This is a genomic window from Flavobacterium hankyongi, assembly GCF_036840915.1.
GTDB classification, from domain to species: domain Bacteria; phylum Bacteroidota; class Bacteroidia; order Flavobacteriales; family Flavobacteriaceae; genus Flavobacterium; species Flavobacterium hankyongi.
In genome coordinates, this window is record NZ_CP085725.1 from 642700 (window position 1) to 660990 (window position 18291).

At 30.6% G+C, this 18291-nt stretch carries 20 protein-coding genes; 12 read left to right on the top strand and 8 right to left on the bottom strand.

Annotated elements, in window-relative coordinates:
• Positions 1 to 7 precede the first annotated feature (7 nt).
• Entirely contained in the window at positions 8 to 139 is a 132-nt protein-coding gene (locus LJY17_RS02975) for a hypothetical protein (RefSeq protein ID WP_264542370.1), read from the bottom strand.
• 380 nt (positions 140 to 519) lie between these two features.
• On the opposite strand from LJY17_RS02975, the gene LJY17_RS02980 reads away from it, so the two are divergent.
• Positions 520 to 942 (top strand): DUF6943 family protein, encoded by a 423-nt coding sequence (locus LJY17_RS02980; RefSeq protein WP_264542371.1) that lies wholly within the window; start codon positions 520 to 522, stop codon positions 940 to 942.
• A 70-nt stretch (positions 943 to 1012) separates the two neighbouring features.
• Here LJY17_RS02980 and LJY17_RS02985 read toward each other — a convergent pair whose 3' ends face one another.
• The 4 genes from LJY17_RS02985 to LJY17_RS03000 are packed head-to-tail and all read right to left on the bottom strand — an operon-like array spanning position 1013 to position 2554.
• Positions 1013 to 1189 (bottom strand): hypothetical protein, encoded by a 177-nt coding sequence (locus LJY17_RS02985; protein WP_264542372.1) that lies wholly within the window; start codon positions 1187 to 1189, stop codon positions 1013 to 1015.
• A complete protein-coding gene (locus LJY17_RS02990; protein WP_026713550.1) occupies positions 1176 to 1391 on the bottom strand; it encodes a hypothetical protein in 216 nt (71 codons plus the stop codon). Before LJY17_RS02990 ends, LJY17_RS02985 begins: the two co-directional genes overlap by 14 nt.
• Before the next feature lie 9 nt (positions 1392 to 1400).
• A complete protein-coding gene (locus LJY17_RS02995; RefSeq protein ID WP_026713551.1) occupies positions 1401 to 1796 on the bottom strand; it encodes a DUF5675 family protein in 396 nt (131 codons plus the stop codon).
• Complete coding sequence (locus LJY17_RS03000) at positions 1796 to 2554, bottom strand: hypothetical protein (protein WP_264542373.1); 759 nt, start codon at positions 2552 to 2554, stop codon at positions 1796 to 1798. The genes LJY17_RS02995 and LJY17_RS03000 overlap by 1 nt, the downstream gene beginning before the upstream one ends.
• Positions 2555 to 3449: 895 nt before the next feature.
• On the opposite strand from LJY17_RS03000, the gene LJY17_RS03005 reads away from it, so the two are divergent.
• The 3 genes from LJY17_RS03005 to LJY17_RS03015 are packed head-to-tail and all read left to right on the top strand — an operon-like array spanning position 3450 to position 6450.
• A complete protein-coding gene (locus LJY17_RS03005; protein ID WP_264542374.1) occupies positions 3450 to 4166 on the top strand; it encodes a hypothetical protein in 717 nt (238 codons plus the stop codon).
• Complete coding sequence (locus tag LJY17_RS03010; RefSeq protein ID WP_264542375.1) at positions 4166 to 4600, top strand: GPW/gp25 family protein; 435 nt, start codon at positions 4166 to 4168, stop codon at positions 4598 to 4600. Before LJY17_RS03005 ends, LJY17_RS03010 begins: the two co-directional genes overlap by 1 nt.
• A gap of 5 nt (positions 4601 to 4605) precedes the next feature.
• On the top strand, positions 4606 to 6450 hold the full coding sequence (locus LJY17_RS03015; protein WP_264542376.1) for a type VI secretion system baseplate subunit TssF: 1845 nt from the start codon (positions 4606 to 4608) through the stop codon (positions 6448 to 6450).
• A gap of 43 nt (positions 6451 to 6493) precedes the next feature.
• On the opposite strand, the gene LJY17_RS03020 is transcribed toward LJY17_RS03015, so the two are convergent.
• The 3 genes from LJY17_RS03020 to LJY17_RS03030 all read right to left on the bottom strand — a co-directional run bounded on the left by LJY17_RS03020 (position 6494) and on the right by LJY17_RS03030 (position 11121).
• A complete protein-coding gene (locus LJY17_RS03020; protein ID WP_264542377.1) occupies positions 6494 to 8941 on the bottom strand; it encodes an ATP-dependent Clp protease ATP-binding subunit in 2448 nt (815 codons plus the stop codon).
• 14 nt (positions 8942 to 8955) lie between these two features.
• Positions 8956 to 9945, bottom strand: a complete 990-nt coding sequence (locus LJY17_RS03025; protein ID WP_264542378.1) for a PKD domain-containing protein — start codon at positions 9943 to 9945, stop codon at positions 8956 to 8958.
• A 99-nt stretch (positions 9946 to 10044) separates the two neighbouring features.
• Positions 10045 to 11121 carry a PKD domain-containing protein gene (locus LJY17_RS03030; RefSeq protein WP_264542379.1) on the bottom strand — a complete coding sequence of 359 codons (1077 nt, stop codon included), beginning with the start codon at positions 11119 to 11121 and terminating at the stop codon, positions 10045 to 10047.
• Positions 11122 to 11454: 333 nt separating this feature from the next.
• Between LJY17_RS03030 and LJY17_RS03035 the strand changes: the two genes are divergently transcribed.
• Genes LJY17_RS03035 through LJY17_RS03070 form a run of 8 tightly spaced genes read left to right on the top strand, consistent with a single transcriptional unit; the run spans position 11455 to position 18053 of the window.
• Complete coding sequence (locus LJY17_RS03035) at positions 11455 to 12012, top strand: C40 family peptidase (protein WP_264542380.1); 558 nt, start codon at positions 11455 to 11457, stop codon at positions 12010 to 12012.
• A 9-nt stretch (positions 12013 to 12021) separates the two neighbouring features.
• Positions 12022 to 12954 carry a hypothetical protein gene (locus tag LJY17_RS03040; RefSeq protein WP_264542381.1) on the top strand — a complete coding sequence of 311 codons (933 nt, stop codon included), beginning with the start codon at positions 12022 to 12024 and terminating at the stop codon, positions 12952 to 12954.
• A gap of 1 nt (position 12955) precedes the next feature.
• Positions 12956 to 13888 carry a TssN family type VI secretion system protein gene (locus LJY17_RS03045; protein ID WP_264542382.1) on the top strand — a complete coding sequence of 311 codons (933 nt, stop codon included), beginning with the start codon at positions 12956 to 12958 and terminating at the stop codon, positions 13886 to 13888.
• A 28-nt stretch (positions 13889 to 13916) separates the two neighbouring features.
• Positions 13917 to 15071, top strand: coding sequence for a hypothetical protein (locus tag LJY17_RS03050; protein ID WP_264542383.1), 1155 nt, complete (start codon positions 13917 to 13919; stop codon positions 15069 to 15071).
• 6 nt (positions 15072 to 15077) lie between these two features.
• Positions 15078 to 15593 (top strand): type VI secretion system transmembrane protein TssO, encoded by a 516-nt coding sequence (locus LJY17_RS03055; RefSeq protein WP_264542384.1) that lies wholly within the window; start codon positions 15078 to 15080, stop codon positions 15591 to 15593.
• Positions 15594 to 15621: 28 nt separating this feature from the next.
• Positions 15622 to 16062 carry a hypothetical protein gene (locus LJY17_RS03060; protein WP_264542385.1) on the top strand — a complete coding sequence of 147 codons (441 nt, stop codon included), beginning with the start codon at positions 15622 to 15624 and terminating at the stop codon, positions 16060 to 16062.
• Positions 16063 to 16090: 28 nt separating this feature from the next.
• On the top strand, positions 16091 to 17458 hold the full coding sequence (locus tag LJY17_RS03065) for a DUF5458 family protein (protein WP_264542386.1): 1368 nt from the start codon (positions 16091 to 16093) through the stop codon (positions 17456 to 17458).
• 58 nt (positions 17459 to 17516) lie between these two features.
• Entirely contained in the window at positions 17517 to 18053 is a 537-nt protein-coding gene (locus LJY17_RS03070; RefSeq protein WP_264542387.1) for a hypothetical protein, read from the top strand.
• Positions 18054 to 18291 lie beyond the last annotated feature (238 nt).

The window sequence follows — 18291 nt, forward strand, 5'->3', positions numbered from 1 at the left end:
TCAAAAATCAAATCCAAGAAAGAGTATCAAATTCTTTGGCCGGATAAAAAGCATTTTTATTGTTTGATTTGGTTTTTTCATCCATCCAAAGAATTTGATACCCTTTCCAAAGACGACCAGTTTCCAATTCAGCACCCATTCTTCAGATAAAATCCAATTAAACAAGAACATTTGATTTGGATATTCAAAATAAAAATAAAAAAAAAAGAGCAAAGATAAGTTCCAGGTATTCAAAAAAGCAAGTTCAAGCCCTACGGGTTTCAGAAAAAATCTCCACCCATATCGTTTCAAAACATATTTAGTTTTCGATTAGACGCTACCGATTTCTATCACGCATCGGGTAGTATTTTTTCTGAAAAACTTGCTTTTTTGAAACCTTCCACTTAAACGGACGGCTTTCTTTTTTTCTTTTTTTTCTTTTGAAAAATTTTATGGGCGAAGCGTAGCGAGGCACATCTGCATTTCAAAAGAAACAATACGAAAAATTGAAAATTAATTTAATTTTTAAAAGCCAATGTTATGCTGAAATTTATCATTAAAACCCATAAAAAAGGAACTATTTACTCAAAACCGCATTTATTCCTACTTAACAAAGGGATGAACAGTGGAAAGCCTCAAAAAGAGCCCTTTACAAACAGTTTTGTTATCATTTTTGAACGTGATTCTGATTTTGACACCATCAATTTAACGGCTTATGCACTTTGGAAAACTAAATTTTGGCATCAATTTCTTTCTGGTTCGGTTATTCCGTTTTTGCGTTTAAATGATGTTAGAAAAGAGTTTTCAACTAAAGTTAACCAGGAGATAAAAGACCACAAGGAACATGTTAAAAACGTGCAAACTTTGAAGCTTTTAGAACAAAGCGAAAAACGTTTTAATGAAAACCTAAATCTCATTAATGATATGCGCAGAGTAATCTTATTTAGATATATAAGTAAATAAAAAAACTCATCCCTTTCGGTTTGAGCTTTCATTTTGTTTAACCCAATGGTCACCACAACTAGGGCTAAACTTATTTTTTGTGCTTCTTATTTAGGTTTTTAAGCAGTAACGAAATCGTAAAACTGACAACCGCTCCAATAGTGGCTAAGATAACCGTTTTTGCAATATCTTCAGATTGAATATTCGGAACAATACTTAAAAATGTACCTCCAGCTGTACCAATTAAGGTATGATTATTCGCTGTCATTAGTTGTGGTCAACTGACTTGCAGCTGTCAAAACACCTCCAGCTAATGCAACATAGCCACCAATAGTCGTAACGATTACTGGAAGTGCTATTGGAGCAGCTAAAATAGTTCCACCAACGGCAGCCAATGCCAACCCAACAGTTCGAAGCACTTTAAAAAACTTAGGCGTAGGAGCTTTTGCTCTATTAATGATTTTTTTCATAATTTAAAATTAAGATTGGATTAGTATTTCAACACTTTCTTTATTGTCCAATGCTTGATAAACAATCTTTTTAAGCTTTTCAAAAGCTATTCGAGACATCAAACCAAGTCCAGGACCAGAAAGTTTGGTAACGGGAGCGATACAACCATTTAATTCTTTCAAAGCGTTATTAGCAGGATGAAATAGAATCAAACTTCTATTTTCAACATCAACCACTTCTAAATGCCATTTGAACTTCTGACTGTAACGCTTTCTAATAAAATATTTCCCTTCTGGAGTACAAGAAACTCTCCTTTCATTATTCTTCCAAGGCAATTCAATCGTATAACAAATAAATTTGCCTTCCCATTCGAGTTTCCCATTAGTTCCTTCAGGGAAATAAGTTCTAGTTAACCAAATAACCATTACACACCGCTATCAACTTTCGCAATCGATAATGGGTTAAAAGCACCATTTTTCAATGGGTACATTTGTCCATTTATCTCCTGATAAAACTCAAGACCTAAAGCCAAAAACAATGGTTTTGTTGAGTTAGCAGTAACCACATTGGTTTGATTGATAGCTGCCGTAGCAGTTCCATCCCAAGGTAAGATTGCAGTTTCAGAAGTAGCAACCACAAAAGTTTCTGCTTCAAAATCTACTTCAGCACCACCAGAGATGATTTTAAAATGCGTAGTACCACTTGGAGCAGCAATCATATTTGCAGGAATAAATGATGCTAAATCAACTTTAATTTCACCCGCTACACGGTCAATCGTTGCTACAAACGGAGCAAACAAACTAGTTCCAAGCTTACCACGAATATTGAATTCAAAACCAAATAGCAATTCAGCTTCACCATCAATTACATTACGCAAACCTCTTTCGCTAGTCGTATCCGCTTGGATAACTTTCACCATTCTTTGAGTAAGTCTGCTAACCATTCTGCTATCTGCAGAATTTAAAAGCAACGGTCTTAAAGCCGTTCTAAGCATTTTTCCTGCCTTTCCATCTCTACCAAACTCAGAGCCATTCTCACGAGTTCTTTGAAACGCAGGATCACTGGCAATTCTACTAGCGTCTATGCCGCCTTTTTCTCTGGCCAAGTGACCATCTTGCGTTTTGTAAAAAGTAATATCTCCGATAGTACCTTTTAATTTAATTATGCCTTTCTGTCTAGCCATAACTTCAAAATTTATATTCTACATTCAGAATGTTTGGTACATTCCTTCAAACCTCACAATTCAATCCCAGATGCATCTTCAAAACAGAATTATTACACAAAGCTTTCACAAAATCTATTATATTCAAAGCAGCTGGTACCATAAACGCCTACAAGTAACTAAAACGACCTTTTTAGACTATTTTACCCTTGATTAAATAAATTAGAATAAATACCTTTGAAAATGCTTTAATATCACTTGCAAATCAATAATGAATACTGTACAGCAAATGCATACCAAAGGCATGGATAGTGTATGAGATTAGAACAAAAAAGAGTTTGCATATACCCAAAAGACGTACAAAGAATTACCGGAAAGAGTTATAGAACAGCAAGATTACTATTATTAAGCATCAAGAAGCATTTAAATAAACAAGAACATCAATTTATAACTATTGAAGAGTTTTGCACCTACACAGGGCTAAAAATAGAACTTGTACTTCCTTTAATTGTTGGGTAAAAGTTGAGGTCAATTTTAACCTCAAAATAAGTTTACAAAGTATAAAAACTTGTTCATTTAGTAGTTCAAATAATGGTCTTAACTATTGGATTATAAAGGAATAATGATTATTTTTGCCTCATACAATTTGATGTTCTTTATTGGTATTCATTAGTGACCTATTTAATGACCTATCAAAACATAATACAGCGAAACCCTTGAAAACATTAGCATAAGAAAGAGCAAACAAATCCCTCTTTCTCCGCGAGCTTTAAGCTAATGGTAAACCCTTCAAAATTTTGAAGGTTTTTTTTATTGAATTTATTTCTGAATTCAACAATATTTTTAAGTTTTTTTTATTCTCAAAAATATATGAGAATTGTATGACATATTTTTCTTACATTTAGCCAAAAAAAATATGTCAATACCACAATTAGGTCTTTCAATGTCAATTACAGACAATGATGGATCACCTTTATATGCTGGCGTTGGTCAAAGAGAACATATGACCAGTTTTGATTCTGCATTGACAAAGCATACAATCACAATCATAATTACTGATGAAGAAGCTGGAAAAGTGACAGTTAATCTTAAAAAAGGAAATAAGACTTCTGAAGTAGAATTGGTAACTTATAAAATGAGTATTACTGATGATAAGACAAATGAAACAAATTATTACGAAGTTACACGTGATACACTGCTTTTAAAAGAAATTAAAGAGAAATCAGTAAGTAGATTTACTTTTCTTGGAATTGAATGGTTTAAAAGGCAAATCACGAAACTTCCTGCGATATCTTACGAACCATTAAAAACTACAATTGAATATTTTGAAGTGTCTAGATATAGAACTTTAAGAGAAAATTACCTTGCATATAGTCTTAAAAAAGGAACTACGGTTGCTCATTTGGTTGCAGGACAACTTCCTGAAAAAACATTTTTGGATTCTAAAAATGAAAATTTCTTCTGTGTAATTGACAATAGTGACGGACAGCGTTTCATAGGGGATATTAAATACAGAGAGAAATTTATTAAAACCATACCTAACGTAGAAATTCAGGTAATTAAAAGAAATAAATCTGTTAAGGAATTTGAACTTGATAAATCAGGAAAAGTAAATAAAATTGTCTATTTATAATGTACGGAGTTTACTATAAAACGCCAATAAGTTTTAAAGACTTGATGGCTAAAAAAGAGATTGATAAAACAAATTTAGAACATTCCATTGCACAATATATTAATCTTGTTGCGACAACATCATTTGGAGAATGTAAATTTGATGAAATGTTTGGATGCAAAATTTGGGAAACCGATTTCGATTTGCTTTCGGATCAAAATACACTAAAAGATAAAATTCGAGATGCCTTAAAAGTTGCTATTAAAGCTCATGAATATCGACTTGACGTTACAGAGATAGAAGTTAGTATAACAGAGGCTAAAGCTGTATCATATAATAACAATTTACGAATGAAGAAAAAAGTAAATGTTACTGTCAAGGGCAATGTAAAAAAAACAAATAGAGACTTTAATTTTTATGGTTACTTTTTCGTAGGGCCACTATCATATATTTAAAATTTATGGAAATTCAAGAACGTATTAAAGATAGAATTTTAAAAAGAGCAGCTAGAGTTTGGGGTTATAGTGATAGTGAGTTAGAAACTTCATTTGACCCAATTGTGGCTATGCTACTTGAAGCTTGTGCTTCAGAATTAGAGAAATTATCTGTAGAACTTAATAATTCAGATGCGAGAATTATAGAACGTTTGCTTGAAGTGATGTCGCCTGCTTCAAATACAGGAGCGTTACCTTCAAGGACAATTATTCATGCAACTCCTTCTGAAAACAATTATAAATTAATGCTTGAGCATCAATTTCATTGTAAAAAAAATATTCCAAATATTTACGATCCTATTAAACCTATAATAAAAGAAGTTTATTTTGGACCAACAGCAAATTTCATTCTCACAAGTGCCGAAGTACAATTTATGGCCTTTGATAAATCTCTTTACAGTTTTAATAAAACTATACATAAAGAATTTTTCTTAAAATCAAACAAATCATTACCTCAATCTACGCTTTGGTTAGGAGTAAAATGTCTTGAGCCCAATGAGATTTTAAAGCAATTAATGTTTTTTGTAGATGTGAAAAATACACATCAACGAGAAGTGTTTTATCATTATTTAAAACAAGCAAAGATATTCTTAGGAGAAAAGGAAATTAGTTTCAAGGAAGGTTATAATGCAGTAACAAAGGAACTTGATGTTGATGCGATAGTTACCAAAAATTACAATAGAATTAATCAAATTTATTCGGAAGTTAACACATTTTATTTTGACAAATTCTTCCATTTAACTGAGGATATTCAACTTGAAAACTCAATTTTCACAACTCCTCAGGCAATAATTGATGCTTTTGATAATGACAAAATAAGTACTTTAAAAGATATTTTATGGCTTAGAATTGAGTTTCCAGAAGTAATAAATAGTGCCATTTTTGAAAGTATAAATTTCACATTAAACTGTTTTCCAGTAATAAATAAAAAACTGATAAATTTAGCACAAAGAATAGATCCTTTCATTAATTACATTCCGTTAATTAATAATGATCACTTTTTAGATTTAGAGGATATCACGGATTCGAGAGGATTCGAATATCATTTGAAAGATTTTTCAAATAAAACATTAGAAGCTGGACAAGCCAGTTTAAGAAGCAACGGAGTGAACCGTTTTGATGAGCGAAATGCTTCGGAGATGATGCAATATCTTTTAGAATTACTTAAAGATGAAAGCGCTTCTTTTTCTGTTTTAGGCGGTGATTTTGTGAGAAGTATAATTGGCGAAATGAATCAGCTTATTGCAACTCTAGAACAACAAACAAAAGAAAGTTCTTTCTTAAAATCCAATTTTCCATATGTGGTGATTAAGTCTAAATTGTTAGATGAAAGAACTGAAAATGATACCTTTTTCGTCAATTTTTGGTCGACATGTGGGGAAGATGCCAATGATATCAAACCTGGAACAAAATTAGAATTACCTTTTGGATCTGATTTTATAGGAAATTCGATGTATCTAGTACAACCAAGTGTAGGAGGGAAGACAAGACTTACTTCAAGAGAAAAAATACTTTCTTATAGAGAAGCTTTATTGTCACATGGAAGGATTGTAACATTTGCTGATATTAAAACATTTTGTTTAAAGCATTTTGGTTATACAATTTCTAGAATTGAAGTAGATAAAGGAACTAAAATAGATCCTTCTTTAAAGACAGGGTTTGTGAGAACAATAGATATTAAAGTATTTAAAAATACTGATGATGAAATTCAGTTTTCTGATAATGAATGGAATTATCTATGTGATAATTTGATGCACAAGTTAGATCAGGTTTCCTCTAATATTTATCCATACAGATTAATTGTAAATTAAAGTTAAGTTAGTTAGAAAAAAAGGAGCCTTTAGCTCCTTTTTTTTATTTGATTTCCCAAACTAAATTGTTGTCTTTTAAACTAACACTTACATTACTTCCTTCAAGGACTTCATTGGCGATAATTTTTTTAGCCAAAGGTCTTCTAAGTTCAGATCGTATAATTCCTTTTAGGGGTCTGGCACCATAAGTTGCATTAAAACCATTATCTACTAAAAATGATTTAGCTTCTTCAGAAATAGTAATAGAAATTTCTAGCGATTTAAGTAAATCATATAATTCCTTTTTAAGATGTATTTCAAAAATTCCAAGAGCATTTTCTTTAGAAATTGGTGCGAACGGAATAATCTCAGTTAAACGACCAAGGAATTCAGGTCTAAAATGTTTAGTCATTATTTCCATCAATTGGTTTGATGATGGATATCCGCTTCCATTAGTTATAGATTCAACAATAAACTGAGAACCTATGTTTGATGTAAATAAAATTAAAGCATTTGAAAAATCACCTTCTTTTCCTAGGCGATCGTGTAGTTTTCCTTCATCCATAATTTGTAAGAAAACATCAAAAACCGAAGGGTGTGCTTTTTCAATTTCATCAAAAAGAACAATAGAGTAGGGCTTTTGTCTAATTTTATTCACAAGTAATCCTCCATCTTCATAACCAACATATCCCGGAGGTGCCCCATATAACAAAGCTGCCGAATGTTCTTCTTTAAATTCAGACATATCGAAACGAATAATCGCACTTTCGTCCTGAAAAAGAAAATCGGCCAATGATTTTGCTAATTCGGTTTTACCAGTTCCTGTTGGGCCTAAAAAGAAGAAAGAACCCATGGGTTGACCAGCTTTGCTCAATCCTGATCTAGATTCTAATACAGATTCAGAAACTATTTCAATGGCTAAATCTTGACCAACAACTCTTTTCTTTAAAATTTCCTCCATGTTTTGAAGACGATCTTTCTCTTCACTTTGCAATTTTCCTAAAGGAATATTTGTTTTTTGTGCAACAATAGCACCCAAATCAATAGGTTCTATATGGTCTTTTTTACTTTGTGCGATAGTAGTAAGTCTCTCTAAAAGATTTTCTAATTTTGAAATTAAAGTTTCAGTCTCAATCTCTGTTAAATTTTCATCTTCAGTATGTTGTTCTTGAGTTAATAAGTAGTGAGCTTTGCGTTTAACGTCTTCATAAAACCATTTAGCTTCTTGTAATTTAGCATCTTCATTTAGCTCTTTGATTGTTTCTAATTTTTTCAGTAAAAGATCCTTCTCAGAAAGAAATGATTCTCCAGCTGTTTTAATTACTGACATTGTTCTGTCAAGTAAATTAAGTGCTGATTCTGGTAAACTTTTTTCTTTTAAATAACGCTTAGATAATCGGATAGATTCTCTAATAGTATCATCACTAGTTTTGATATTGTGATGTGCATGATATGATTTCAATGCTGTTTTGATTATTCTGAAAGCTTTCTCATCATCAGGTTCATCAATTTTTATCATTTCAAACATTCCTGACAATACTTCGTCTTTTTCAATTTTTTTTGTGAATTCATCAACTGTTGTTGTTGCAATCAGCGTTAATCCTTTTGACAATTCACTTTTTAGTATACTAGAAATTCCAGCATTATCACTGTTTTTATCTAGCAAAACATGAATTCCATCAATAACCAAAATAGCTTTTGGATATGATTTTAGTTCCTGAATCAATTTTTTTAGCCTATCTTCAATCTCACCTTTATAAGATGCTCCAGCAATTAGTGTTCCTAGATCTAATTCAAAAACATCAGTATTAAGTAGTTTTTCAGGAACCTGATTAGAAACAATAGCATTGGCAAAACCATTCACAACTGAAGATTTCCCTACTCCTGGATAACCATTAAGCAATACATTAGGTTTAGAAAAACGGCATAAAATTTCTGTGATTTCTTTTATTTCTTTATCTCTACCAACAATTTCTATTTTGTTCTTTTTAAGCTTCGCTGTTTTATTAGAACAATATTTGTGAATGTATTTAGAAACAGATCTTTCAGAAGGAAGATTCATTAATTCAGAATTTAATTTTCCATCTTCTCTTTCCGTAAGTAGTTCAGAGCGTGTTACTGGAAAACTCTTCATTTGATCAAAGTTGAAACCTACACCTGGTGTTGCTAATGCAACCATAGTTGCAAACAGATCAATTTCTTCTTTTCCTAAAATATCACGTACAGCATCAGCTTCAGCAATGATATCGTCAATGCTTTCGTGAGCTTCAACTTCTGTAGGTTTTGTAGTTTTAGGAAATTCGTCAATTCTAACTTCTGCCCATTCTTCAATGAAAAAAACATCTTTTCCCATCGATTCTAATTCTTTTAAGAGAGTCAAATCGCGATGTAAAATTGCTTTTAATAAATGTGCAGCAGTATAATGGTTTTGTTTAGCTTCATGTGCAATTCTCTTAGCAATTTCAAGTGCTGATTGAAGCTCTTCATTAAAAATTATATTTTCTGTAATCATTTCTATATCTTTTATTAATCTTCTGTCCAGCCTATAAGGCCCTTCACTTTGTAGCTAATGGTAAATCCATCAATACAATTTAAATTGTCTTTTGTAAGTCTGAACGATTCAATTTTAATTTCTTTCCCTTTAATTCTTTTGCAGAACTCTTCAAATGATATAACTTGGTCACCGTTTTTGATAACCGGAATTTGATAATTACCACAAATGTATTTGCTGAAATCTTCTTTTTCTTTTGTTTGATTTGCAACTTGATGAAGTAGTAATTCAAACTGATTTTCAGAAATATCAGGAGCAAATTCACTTATATGTCTTTCACGTGAACGAGTTGGAATTGTTTTAAGTATCTTATCTGTTACATCAGGTTTAGGATTTCCTTTTGGCTTATAAAAAGCTTCAACAGGTTTTTCATAAGTGTAGCCTTCCTCAAGCATCATTTCACTATCTTTTTTAAATGCTGGTCGAGGTTTTATGTAGATAATTTTTGAAGTCTTAAATTTATATTCTCCATTTACAATAAGTGTGACAGTTTTAGGACCAGGTGTTCTAAAGCTATAATTTGGAAACTCATTAGTATTGTCAATCTGGCCTGTTTCACCAAAACTCCATTCCCACGAAAAAGTTTCATTTGTATAATATTTATAGGTGAAGTTAACTTTTTGACCAACAGCTGCAATTTTAGGAGCTATAATTACAGGTAATTTAGTCCTGTCAAGTATTTCACCATGATTTTTAATTTGAATTTTTTTCTCTTTCAAACAAAAACCATTAATTACTAATGTAATCGTATAAATGCCAGGTTCTGTATATTTATGAAGTACATGATTTTTTGTTTCTTTTGGACTTCCATCACCAAAATCCCATTTCCAATTAGTTGCATTAGGAGTCTCGTTATGAAATTCAATTACTTCACCAACAGAAAAATTTTCTGCAACTATATAAAAATCAGAAGTATCACAATCAACATGTTTTTTGTATTTGAAACTAAAGATTACTACACTCACTAATAATAGTATTACAAAGAGAGATATAATTTTTGTTTCAAAATTTGAAAAGACAAGTTTAAAGCTATTGCTATTTTTTTTCATATCATTAATAGATGATTAGTCATTAATCCAAATGAGGTGTTTTTTTATTTTATAAGTGATTTCAACATTAATAATGCAATTATTTTCATTTGTTGTAAGTCTGATCTTTGAGATTTTTAATGTTTTTCCAATCAATTTTTTACAGAACTCATCGAATGGCATAATTTTAGAGTCATTTATGAGCACTGGAATTTTAAAATCATCACAAAGGAAAGCTCCAAAATCATCTTTGGTTTTACTTTGTTTTGCTACTTGGTGTAATAAAAGTTCAAATTGCTCTTCTGAGATAGATGGTGCAGTACTAGCACTTTTTTGTGATTCTTTTTGTTTCTTTTTTGAAGAAGGAGGAACTACAGGTAAAGTCATAGCAAATTCTTCAGCTGGATCTATTTGAGCGGGTCCCTTTCTTAATTTTAATGGTTTTATTTCAACATCTTCAGCATAAGCTTGTGTAACAGCTTGCTCTTGTGGTTTAACTAAAATTGTTAGAGAAGTTATACTATTTATGTTTCCATTTATAATTAATGTCACTTTTTTTATTCCTGGAGTTCTATAAATATGTGTTGGATTGCTGTCTGTATTATCTAATCTTGAGGATTCACCAAAACTCCATTCCCATGAAAATATATCTGTTCCACTATAGTAATAATCAAATAAAACTTCTTCTCCAACTTTTACTACTTTTGGTGCAATAATTTCTGGAACTTTAATCTTTTTAGATAAATCTCCCACAGATTTGATAACTACATCCTTATATGTGATACAATTGTCATTTAAGGTTAATGTCACTCTGTATTTACCAGATTTTTTGTATATATGAGTAGTGTTTTTTTCATATTCATTTTTTGAATTATCACCAAAGTCCCATTTCCATGTACTTGCATTTGGTGTTTCATTGTAAAATTCAATAGTTTCTCCTTCGAGTCTATTTTTGGCAACTACATAAAAGGTTGAGTTTTCACAATCAACATTATTAATCGCTTTAGAAAAAAAGAAAATTGTTCCAATAAGCATTAATGCAATGAACAACCCTAAAATTCTATAATCGAAGTTTATTAATAAGTCTTGGAGGCTTCTTGAACCGCGTTTCATTTTTTTTTTGACACGAACTTAAATAAAAAAAATAGTTGCTACTAATTTTTAGTGTAAAATTTCTTACAATTAAATAAATTTTATATTTTTGAATCTGTAAGAATTGTATTACTGATTGGTAATCAGTGTTTTAACGTTTTTTCTTACAATTACTACATTAATACTTTGTAAAATTTCTTCATTTAAAATTTGTTTATTTCATAAAAATTATATTTTTGTAAGGAATTACTTATTATATAATATATAATTGCTTTGAAAAAAATACTTCCTTTAGCTTTAATATTACTTGTTGTTGTCGCTTGCGGCATACCCAAATACATTGAAGAAGTTCCATTGAAATTAAAGTTCGATGAACAAAAGATAAAAAAGACTTTGGGTATTAAAGAAAATCAGAATAACCAACGTTTGGCAGATCAATATGAAGAAGGTTTGACAGATGAACAAATTAGGGTAAAAGAGAAGTATGCGGTTTTGTTGAGTGTTAGGCCTGACGAAATTAAGCATTATGATTTCTACGAGTATATAGATAAATGGATTGGTACGCCATATGGAACTCGATCTTTTTCTAAAGATAGTTTAGCAATGGTTCCATTCGTACAGGCTTTATACAGTAAAACATATAAGAAGAGTTTACCTAAAACTGCTTTAGGTATTTTTAAATCTAAAGACATTGAGCTCTTTTTATCTCGTGTAGATCTAGAGGAAGGTGATTTCATTTTTTTGAGATATAATAAAGATAATCCAATATCTGACGTAGCTATTTATCTCAAAAATGATAGAATATTAGCTACAACTAAATCGTCAGGTTTGAGGGTATATAATTTTAATGATGATTACTTTCAGACACGATATTTTGCTTCAGGAAGAATTAAAGAAGAGGATGAAAAATAGTGAAGAGGCATGGATAAAATTATTGATATAAAAAATAAAATCAATTCTATCCCTTACGATATCAAAGCTGAAGTTGTTCTTTCTTCTGTTTTGGAATCGTTTAAGGAGGACGGATCTGATTTTATAATAAATTATGAAGGTCAATTTAGAAGACCATACAGCACAGATGTTTTAAGTTGTGAAATAGTTGATTATGATTATGATGCAACTCAGTTCTTAAAAATAAACATCTCAAGAGATGGAATTTATGATGCCTTACCAGAAGGAATTTTTCATTATCCAAAATCTCAAAAATTAAATCAGGCTGTAGACGATATGACCAAAGAATATCGATTACAGCAAAAAGAAGAAGAAGAAGCACGTCAGTTTTTTATGCCTTTCGAGAATGAATTTTTTCTTGCGGGTTTGCAAAGAGAGAAATTCGAGAAAGACTTCTTGTTTAAACTTAATGAAGGGAAACAAATTGATTTCTTATATGATTTTTGGGATTTAGATAAATCTTATCCAGAAGTTTTAATGTCCAAATTAATTAGAATGCTTCCATTTGTACATAAAATAGTGGGAAAACTCAATCACACAGCTTACTGTTTACAATATATACTAGGTGAAGAAGTCGAGATTGTAGAGTTAGGTTATCAAGAATTATCAGAAAGTCAACAAAATGTAAGATTGAACGAATGTTGCTTGGGACTTGATATGATATCAGGAGCTTCATATATGGGCTATTCTTTAAATCTTGAATTTAAAATAGGTCCACTTCAAAATACTTCATTTCATGAATACATACATGATGGAGGTATAAAAAAAGTTATAACTCTTTTTTACGAATATTTTTTACCAATAGAAATTGATGTTAAAACAACTATTCTGTTATCAGAAGATGTCGAAACATTTAATTTTAATGATCAACTACCAGTTTTAGGAATTACTACCAGAATATAAAATGAGACCAGCTTTTAGACCTAATTTTAAAGAATTAATAGATCCAAGTTTGCTAATAACTGTAGCAATATTATTGCTTTTGGGTACTATCTTGACTATGTTTTTTACAGACAAGGTAAAAAATTTCAAATCAGAATACAAAACGAAATATTATATATACTTATTCTCAGCTATTTTAGTGTTCACTTTGGTTTCCTTCTTGGGACAATCAAAAACTATTAATTCATTGTTTGGCGAATTCGTTTTTTATCAAGTGCTTCTTTTTGGTTTAGGCGGATTACATGTAATCATTTACAGAACTTATTTACGTAAATATGAACTAGATAATATTTGGTTAGAAGGAATTTATAATTTATTAATTGCTGTTTTTGGTACAATACCTTTTCTGTTACTTTATACCTATATGAATGGAATAACTTTTACATTCAGTATAGTTTCAAGTATAATAATGTTTTTAGTACCTACTTGGGTTTACTCAACATTTAAGTCCTCTATTTCTATTCCAGCCAAAATATATAAGACATGGCCATTTCCAGAGTTTGGAACCTTTTCCGAACCAAAAGATGATGAGTTTAGGGATATGGTGGTAATAACCTTTGTATTCTATAAAAATCCTCATTCTAGTATTCGAACTGAGTTCAGAGCAAAGTCACCAATTCGCATGGATTTTGGGCGTTTGTTCTATCATTTTGTTAATGATTACAACACAAGAAATGCAGATAGTCCTATTGAGTTGTTAGATGAAATTGGAAATCCTCAACATTGGGTTTTCTATTTAAAGCCAAACTGGTATGGAGTGTCAAAATATATTGACCCAGATTTAACAATGTATATGAATGGCATTCAGGAAGATAGTACTGTAATATGTTTAAGAACTAGACCAATTAATGAAGAAAATTGGCAACAAGAATGGTTAGTGCCTCAAAATAGTTAATCATAAGTAAGAAGATATGTTAGAAAAAATGAATCATTTTCCTGTCAATTGGGTAGACGGAATGAAAATTAACAAATCCCATTTTATCGCAATGCAAGATCACATGAGTGATATTGTAAGAGATGCAATTGGGACGCAAATGACTCCAATAAATTATGGACTACTTCCTTTTGGAACTTCTGGGGAATCAGTTAAAATTTCATTGGTTATTGATAATCATAAATTATTAAGAGTAAAGGTAGAAGAGTGTCATGCAATAACACCTAATGGTTGTAGAATTGATATTAGTGGTAATAATGCCCATATGCTAAACATGGAAATGCCATATCCAGAGGCAGTATATGAGTTAGATTACGACCAAGATATGGTTCTATTGGCAAATGTTTCGGTTAATTTATTTGATAAAAGACCTTTTGGAGATCCTGATCCTAATGAAAATCCTCCAAGGTATCCAAATGTCATTCCTACCTTTAATCTTAATCTTATCCAAGAGAAAAATAATGATATTACACATGGTGGGTATCACTTGACTCTTGGGAAAATCATTATAAACAGGAACGAAAGTTATTTAATGACTGATTATATTCCGCCTTGTACTTCAGTTCAAAGTCACCAGAAATTAATTGATATTCATACTAAAATTGATCGTTTTTTTGGACAACTAGAATTGTATTCAGTTCAAATTTCTCAAAAGATTAATCGTAAAAATCAATCGAATGAATTGGCTATTATTATTCTTGATTTATGTCAAAAAATTATAACCTATTTAGGGAATAACATAAATTCATTTAGATGGTTCACTATTTCTCAGCCACCAGCATATATGTTTGATACTGTTATTGCGCTAGCAAGAATTATGAAAAACTATATCGATTCTAAGTCAGGAGCTGGAAAAGAAGAACTTTTAAACTACATAGCAGAGTGGTGTGGTATAAGTCAAGGAGATTTTGAAGTAATGTTTACCGATTTAGTTAACGTAGGTTACAATCATACTCAAATAGATAAAACAGCCAAGAAAACGCTTCATTTTATGAATATAATTAGTGAATTGTTTACAACACTCAATCATTTAGATTACATAGGAAAACGAAAAGACAACGGAATTTTTGTTAAAGAAAGATTGGAGTTAGAAAGTGTTGCTTTGGATACATCAAAACGTAATAGAACATTTTTAGAAGATTAATAGAGTATGGAAGTTTTAAATAAGAAAGAAAGAGCAAAGTCTTTTTTAGCTTTTTTATGTGTTTTTGGAATTACAATGGCAGTAATCATTGGTGCAATTTTCTTTGATTATTATCTACCATGGAAAGAAAACAGTGAATTAAAAAAAGAAAATGATATGATGAGTAGAGAGTTCATGTTTCAGGAAGAGTTTGCTAAAAATATGGAAGATTTAAAATCTTCAATAGATTCTCTAAATGCTCCTGGACAGGATTTTTATTACAATCAGCAAAAAGCAATTTCTACTATCATCACTATGCAGCAATCTATCCCTACAAAAGATAGTTTGATGAGAGATAATATGTATGACAATATTATTCTAACCAATAGACAATTAATTGATGCTAAAAAAAGTATTCAAATGATGGGAGAGAGTAAAGAGGAAATGGACAAACTGCTACAACAGATTGAAACGTATAAAAGTGAACTTGAAATAGTTAAACGTGATTTAGAAGTTTGTCGTCAAATAAATAAAGCAAATTAAATAGTATTAATAAATAAATTGAAATCTTATGTTATCAAATTACGGAATTGGAGGAAATGAGGTAAAATTAGATGCTAGCGAAGCAATTCTAGAAATCCCTCAAAACAGAACGTTAATTGCTCAAAAGCTTACAGGAGATACTCCAGTAAAACCTGAGTTGGTTGAAGGTTTAACAAATGTTGAACAAGTATTTGCCCATTATAAACCTACTGCAAAAGTTTCTTTTGAGGATGCTGATGGAGCAACAAAAAACGAAGAACTAAAATTTGACAATCTTGGTGATTTTGGAGTTAAAGGTATTACCGCTCAAAGTAAATTTTTAACAAACATGGAAACTGAAAAGGATCAGTACCAAAAAATTATCAAGCAGTTAAAAACGAATAAAATTCTTAAAAGTGCTCTAGAAAATCCAGATGCTAAAAAAGCTCTTTTAGAAACTATTGAAGAATTAATTTCTGAATTAAAATAAGAATCACAAAACACTAAAAATAAACATTATGTCTAAAGAACAACTACAAGCTCAAAATGCAGATGCTGCTGTATTAGAGCCAAAAAAGAAAGAAGTTGGGGTTAAAATAAGTGCTGAAAAATTAGCCAAATATGGAGGATTTGATTTGTTAGAAACTTCAATTGAAGGTGCTCAAAATATGAACCCTGATAGAAAAGCGCGTCGTCAAATTTTTATGAGCGAAGCAAACAAAGAAGGGGAGAGAGAAACTCTTAAAAAAACACTTCAAATGTGGGCTAACGTTTTAAAAGAAAACGAATCATTAACAGATATGGTTGCTCAATGCGAGGATAAAAGTAAAGTAGCAGAGGAAACTTTACTTAAAAATTTAGCAATCGCTATTCACGAAACAAAAGAATTAGAGCAAGCTTACAGAACTATTGGTTTGTTCTACAAAAATACTGAAACTGATAAAGTTAAAAATGTAACTATTGTTAATGCAGAATTAGATCAATTACAAGATTTAGACAATACACGTTTTATTGACGCCATTCACAATGAATTAGTTGATAATTATGATAGATTAGACTTAAAAAATAACTATGGATTGTTAGTGGTTCCTGGTTATTTAGGAAGTAATAAAGTAGTTGAGAAATGGGCAAAAATTGCGCATGAAAACAAAGTAATGCTAGTAACTGACTTCGCGCATCTTGATGAGCCGGATGATGTAATGGAAATGTTTGATGCTGCTTATTTAACAGGTGGAGATATTTATCGTTCAAATGTATTGATGACTTGTAACTGGTTAGTTGGAAGAGGTAAATTTGATGTTGTAGGTGAATCTGAAGATTTATTTATTCCACCATCTGCTGCTCTTGCTGGAAAAATTTACAAAACATTAATGTCTCAAGTTACTGCTGGTAAGAAATTTGGTGGTATCAACGAGGTTGATGGAGTTCGTTTTGACTTAAAGAAAAGCGAAATAGCTAACTTAGAGAACATGGGATTAATCCCGATGGTTAATGAGTATGGTAAAGTAATGGCTTTCTCTGGAAAAACTTTATTTAACGGTGATAATTTAGGATTACAAACATATTCTGTTGTTCGTGTTTTCGATTATGTAACTAAAGTATTAATGGATTTCTTAAACAGAAGAGCATTCGAAAACTTTACTGCTAAGACAAGAAAAGAAATCATGGGACAAATTGTTCAGTTTTTAGATGGAATTACTGGTCCAGATAAATTAATTGAAAATTTTGAAATAAGAAGATTTGAACAAGATCCTATTCAAAAAGATAGAATCTATTTAGATATTCACATGAAACCATATTTTCCAGCTAAAAACTTCATGATCAAAATGGAAGGTCAAAAAGGTGATGATGGAACTGATTGGGATACAGAATACGAACAAAAATAATTGATTATTACTTGAAAAAGGGATTGTAAAATCCCTTTTTTATTAATCTTTAAAAGTTATGCAGAATCATATACTTAAAATCATAGTAATTTGCTTTTTAGCGTTTTTCTCTATTGAATCTAATGCACAAATGTCTCATAAAGATTCATTGCGTATTCGTTGTAAAAACAGAGTAAAAGTAACTAGAAGTAAAGAAAATTTTCTTGATAAAAAAGCCTACGCTTATACAGAGCCTTATTACTTCAAGGTTTATAATACAGATCCTGATTACATATCTTTTCAGTTAGGTAAACGTAAAGGTTCTAAGGTATTCTTATATATAAAACTTTTTTCATTTAATGCTTGTATTAAAAAGGACGATGTAGTCGAATTAACTTTTGTTAACGATGATAAGTATGAACTTATTAATAAATACCAAGTTAATTGTGAGGGTTATATAGTAGTCGAATTAAGAGGATATGATATTAAATATATTAAAAAGAGCCTTATTAAAGGATTTATGATTCACACATATCAAAAAGATTATGAGTTTAGAGTTGACAATAAGACGGCTAAGCAAATAAATGAAGATATTCAATGTCTTCGAAAGTATTAATTTGGTAAGAAAAATTTTATAATTGTACTATTATTTATTATCTGATTGGTGTATTATTTAGTAACATTAAATTCAAGTACAGATGAATAGAATTAAGAGACTTCATATTATATGGTAGCTGATATTCTTTCGGCTATTTGAGCTTCAGAGAATTATTATTTAAGATGCTTTTAAAAAGCATAAAAGACAAGGCATTATGGATGCTTTGCGGAATTGTATTGTTTTTATTTATTAATTA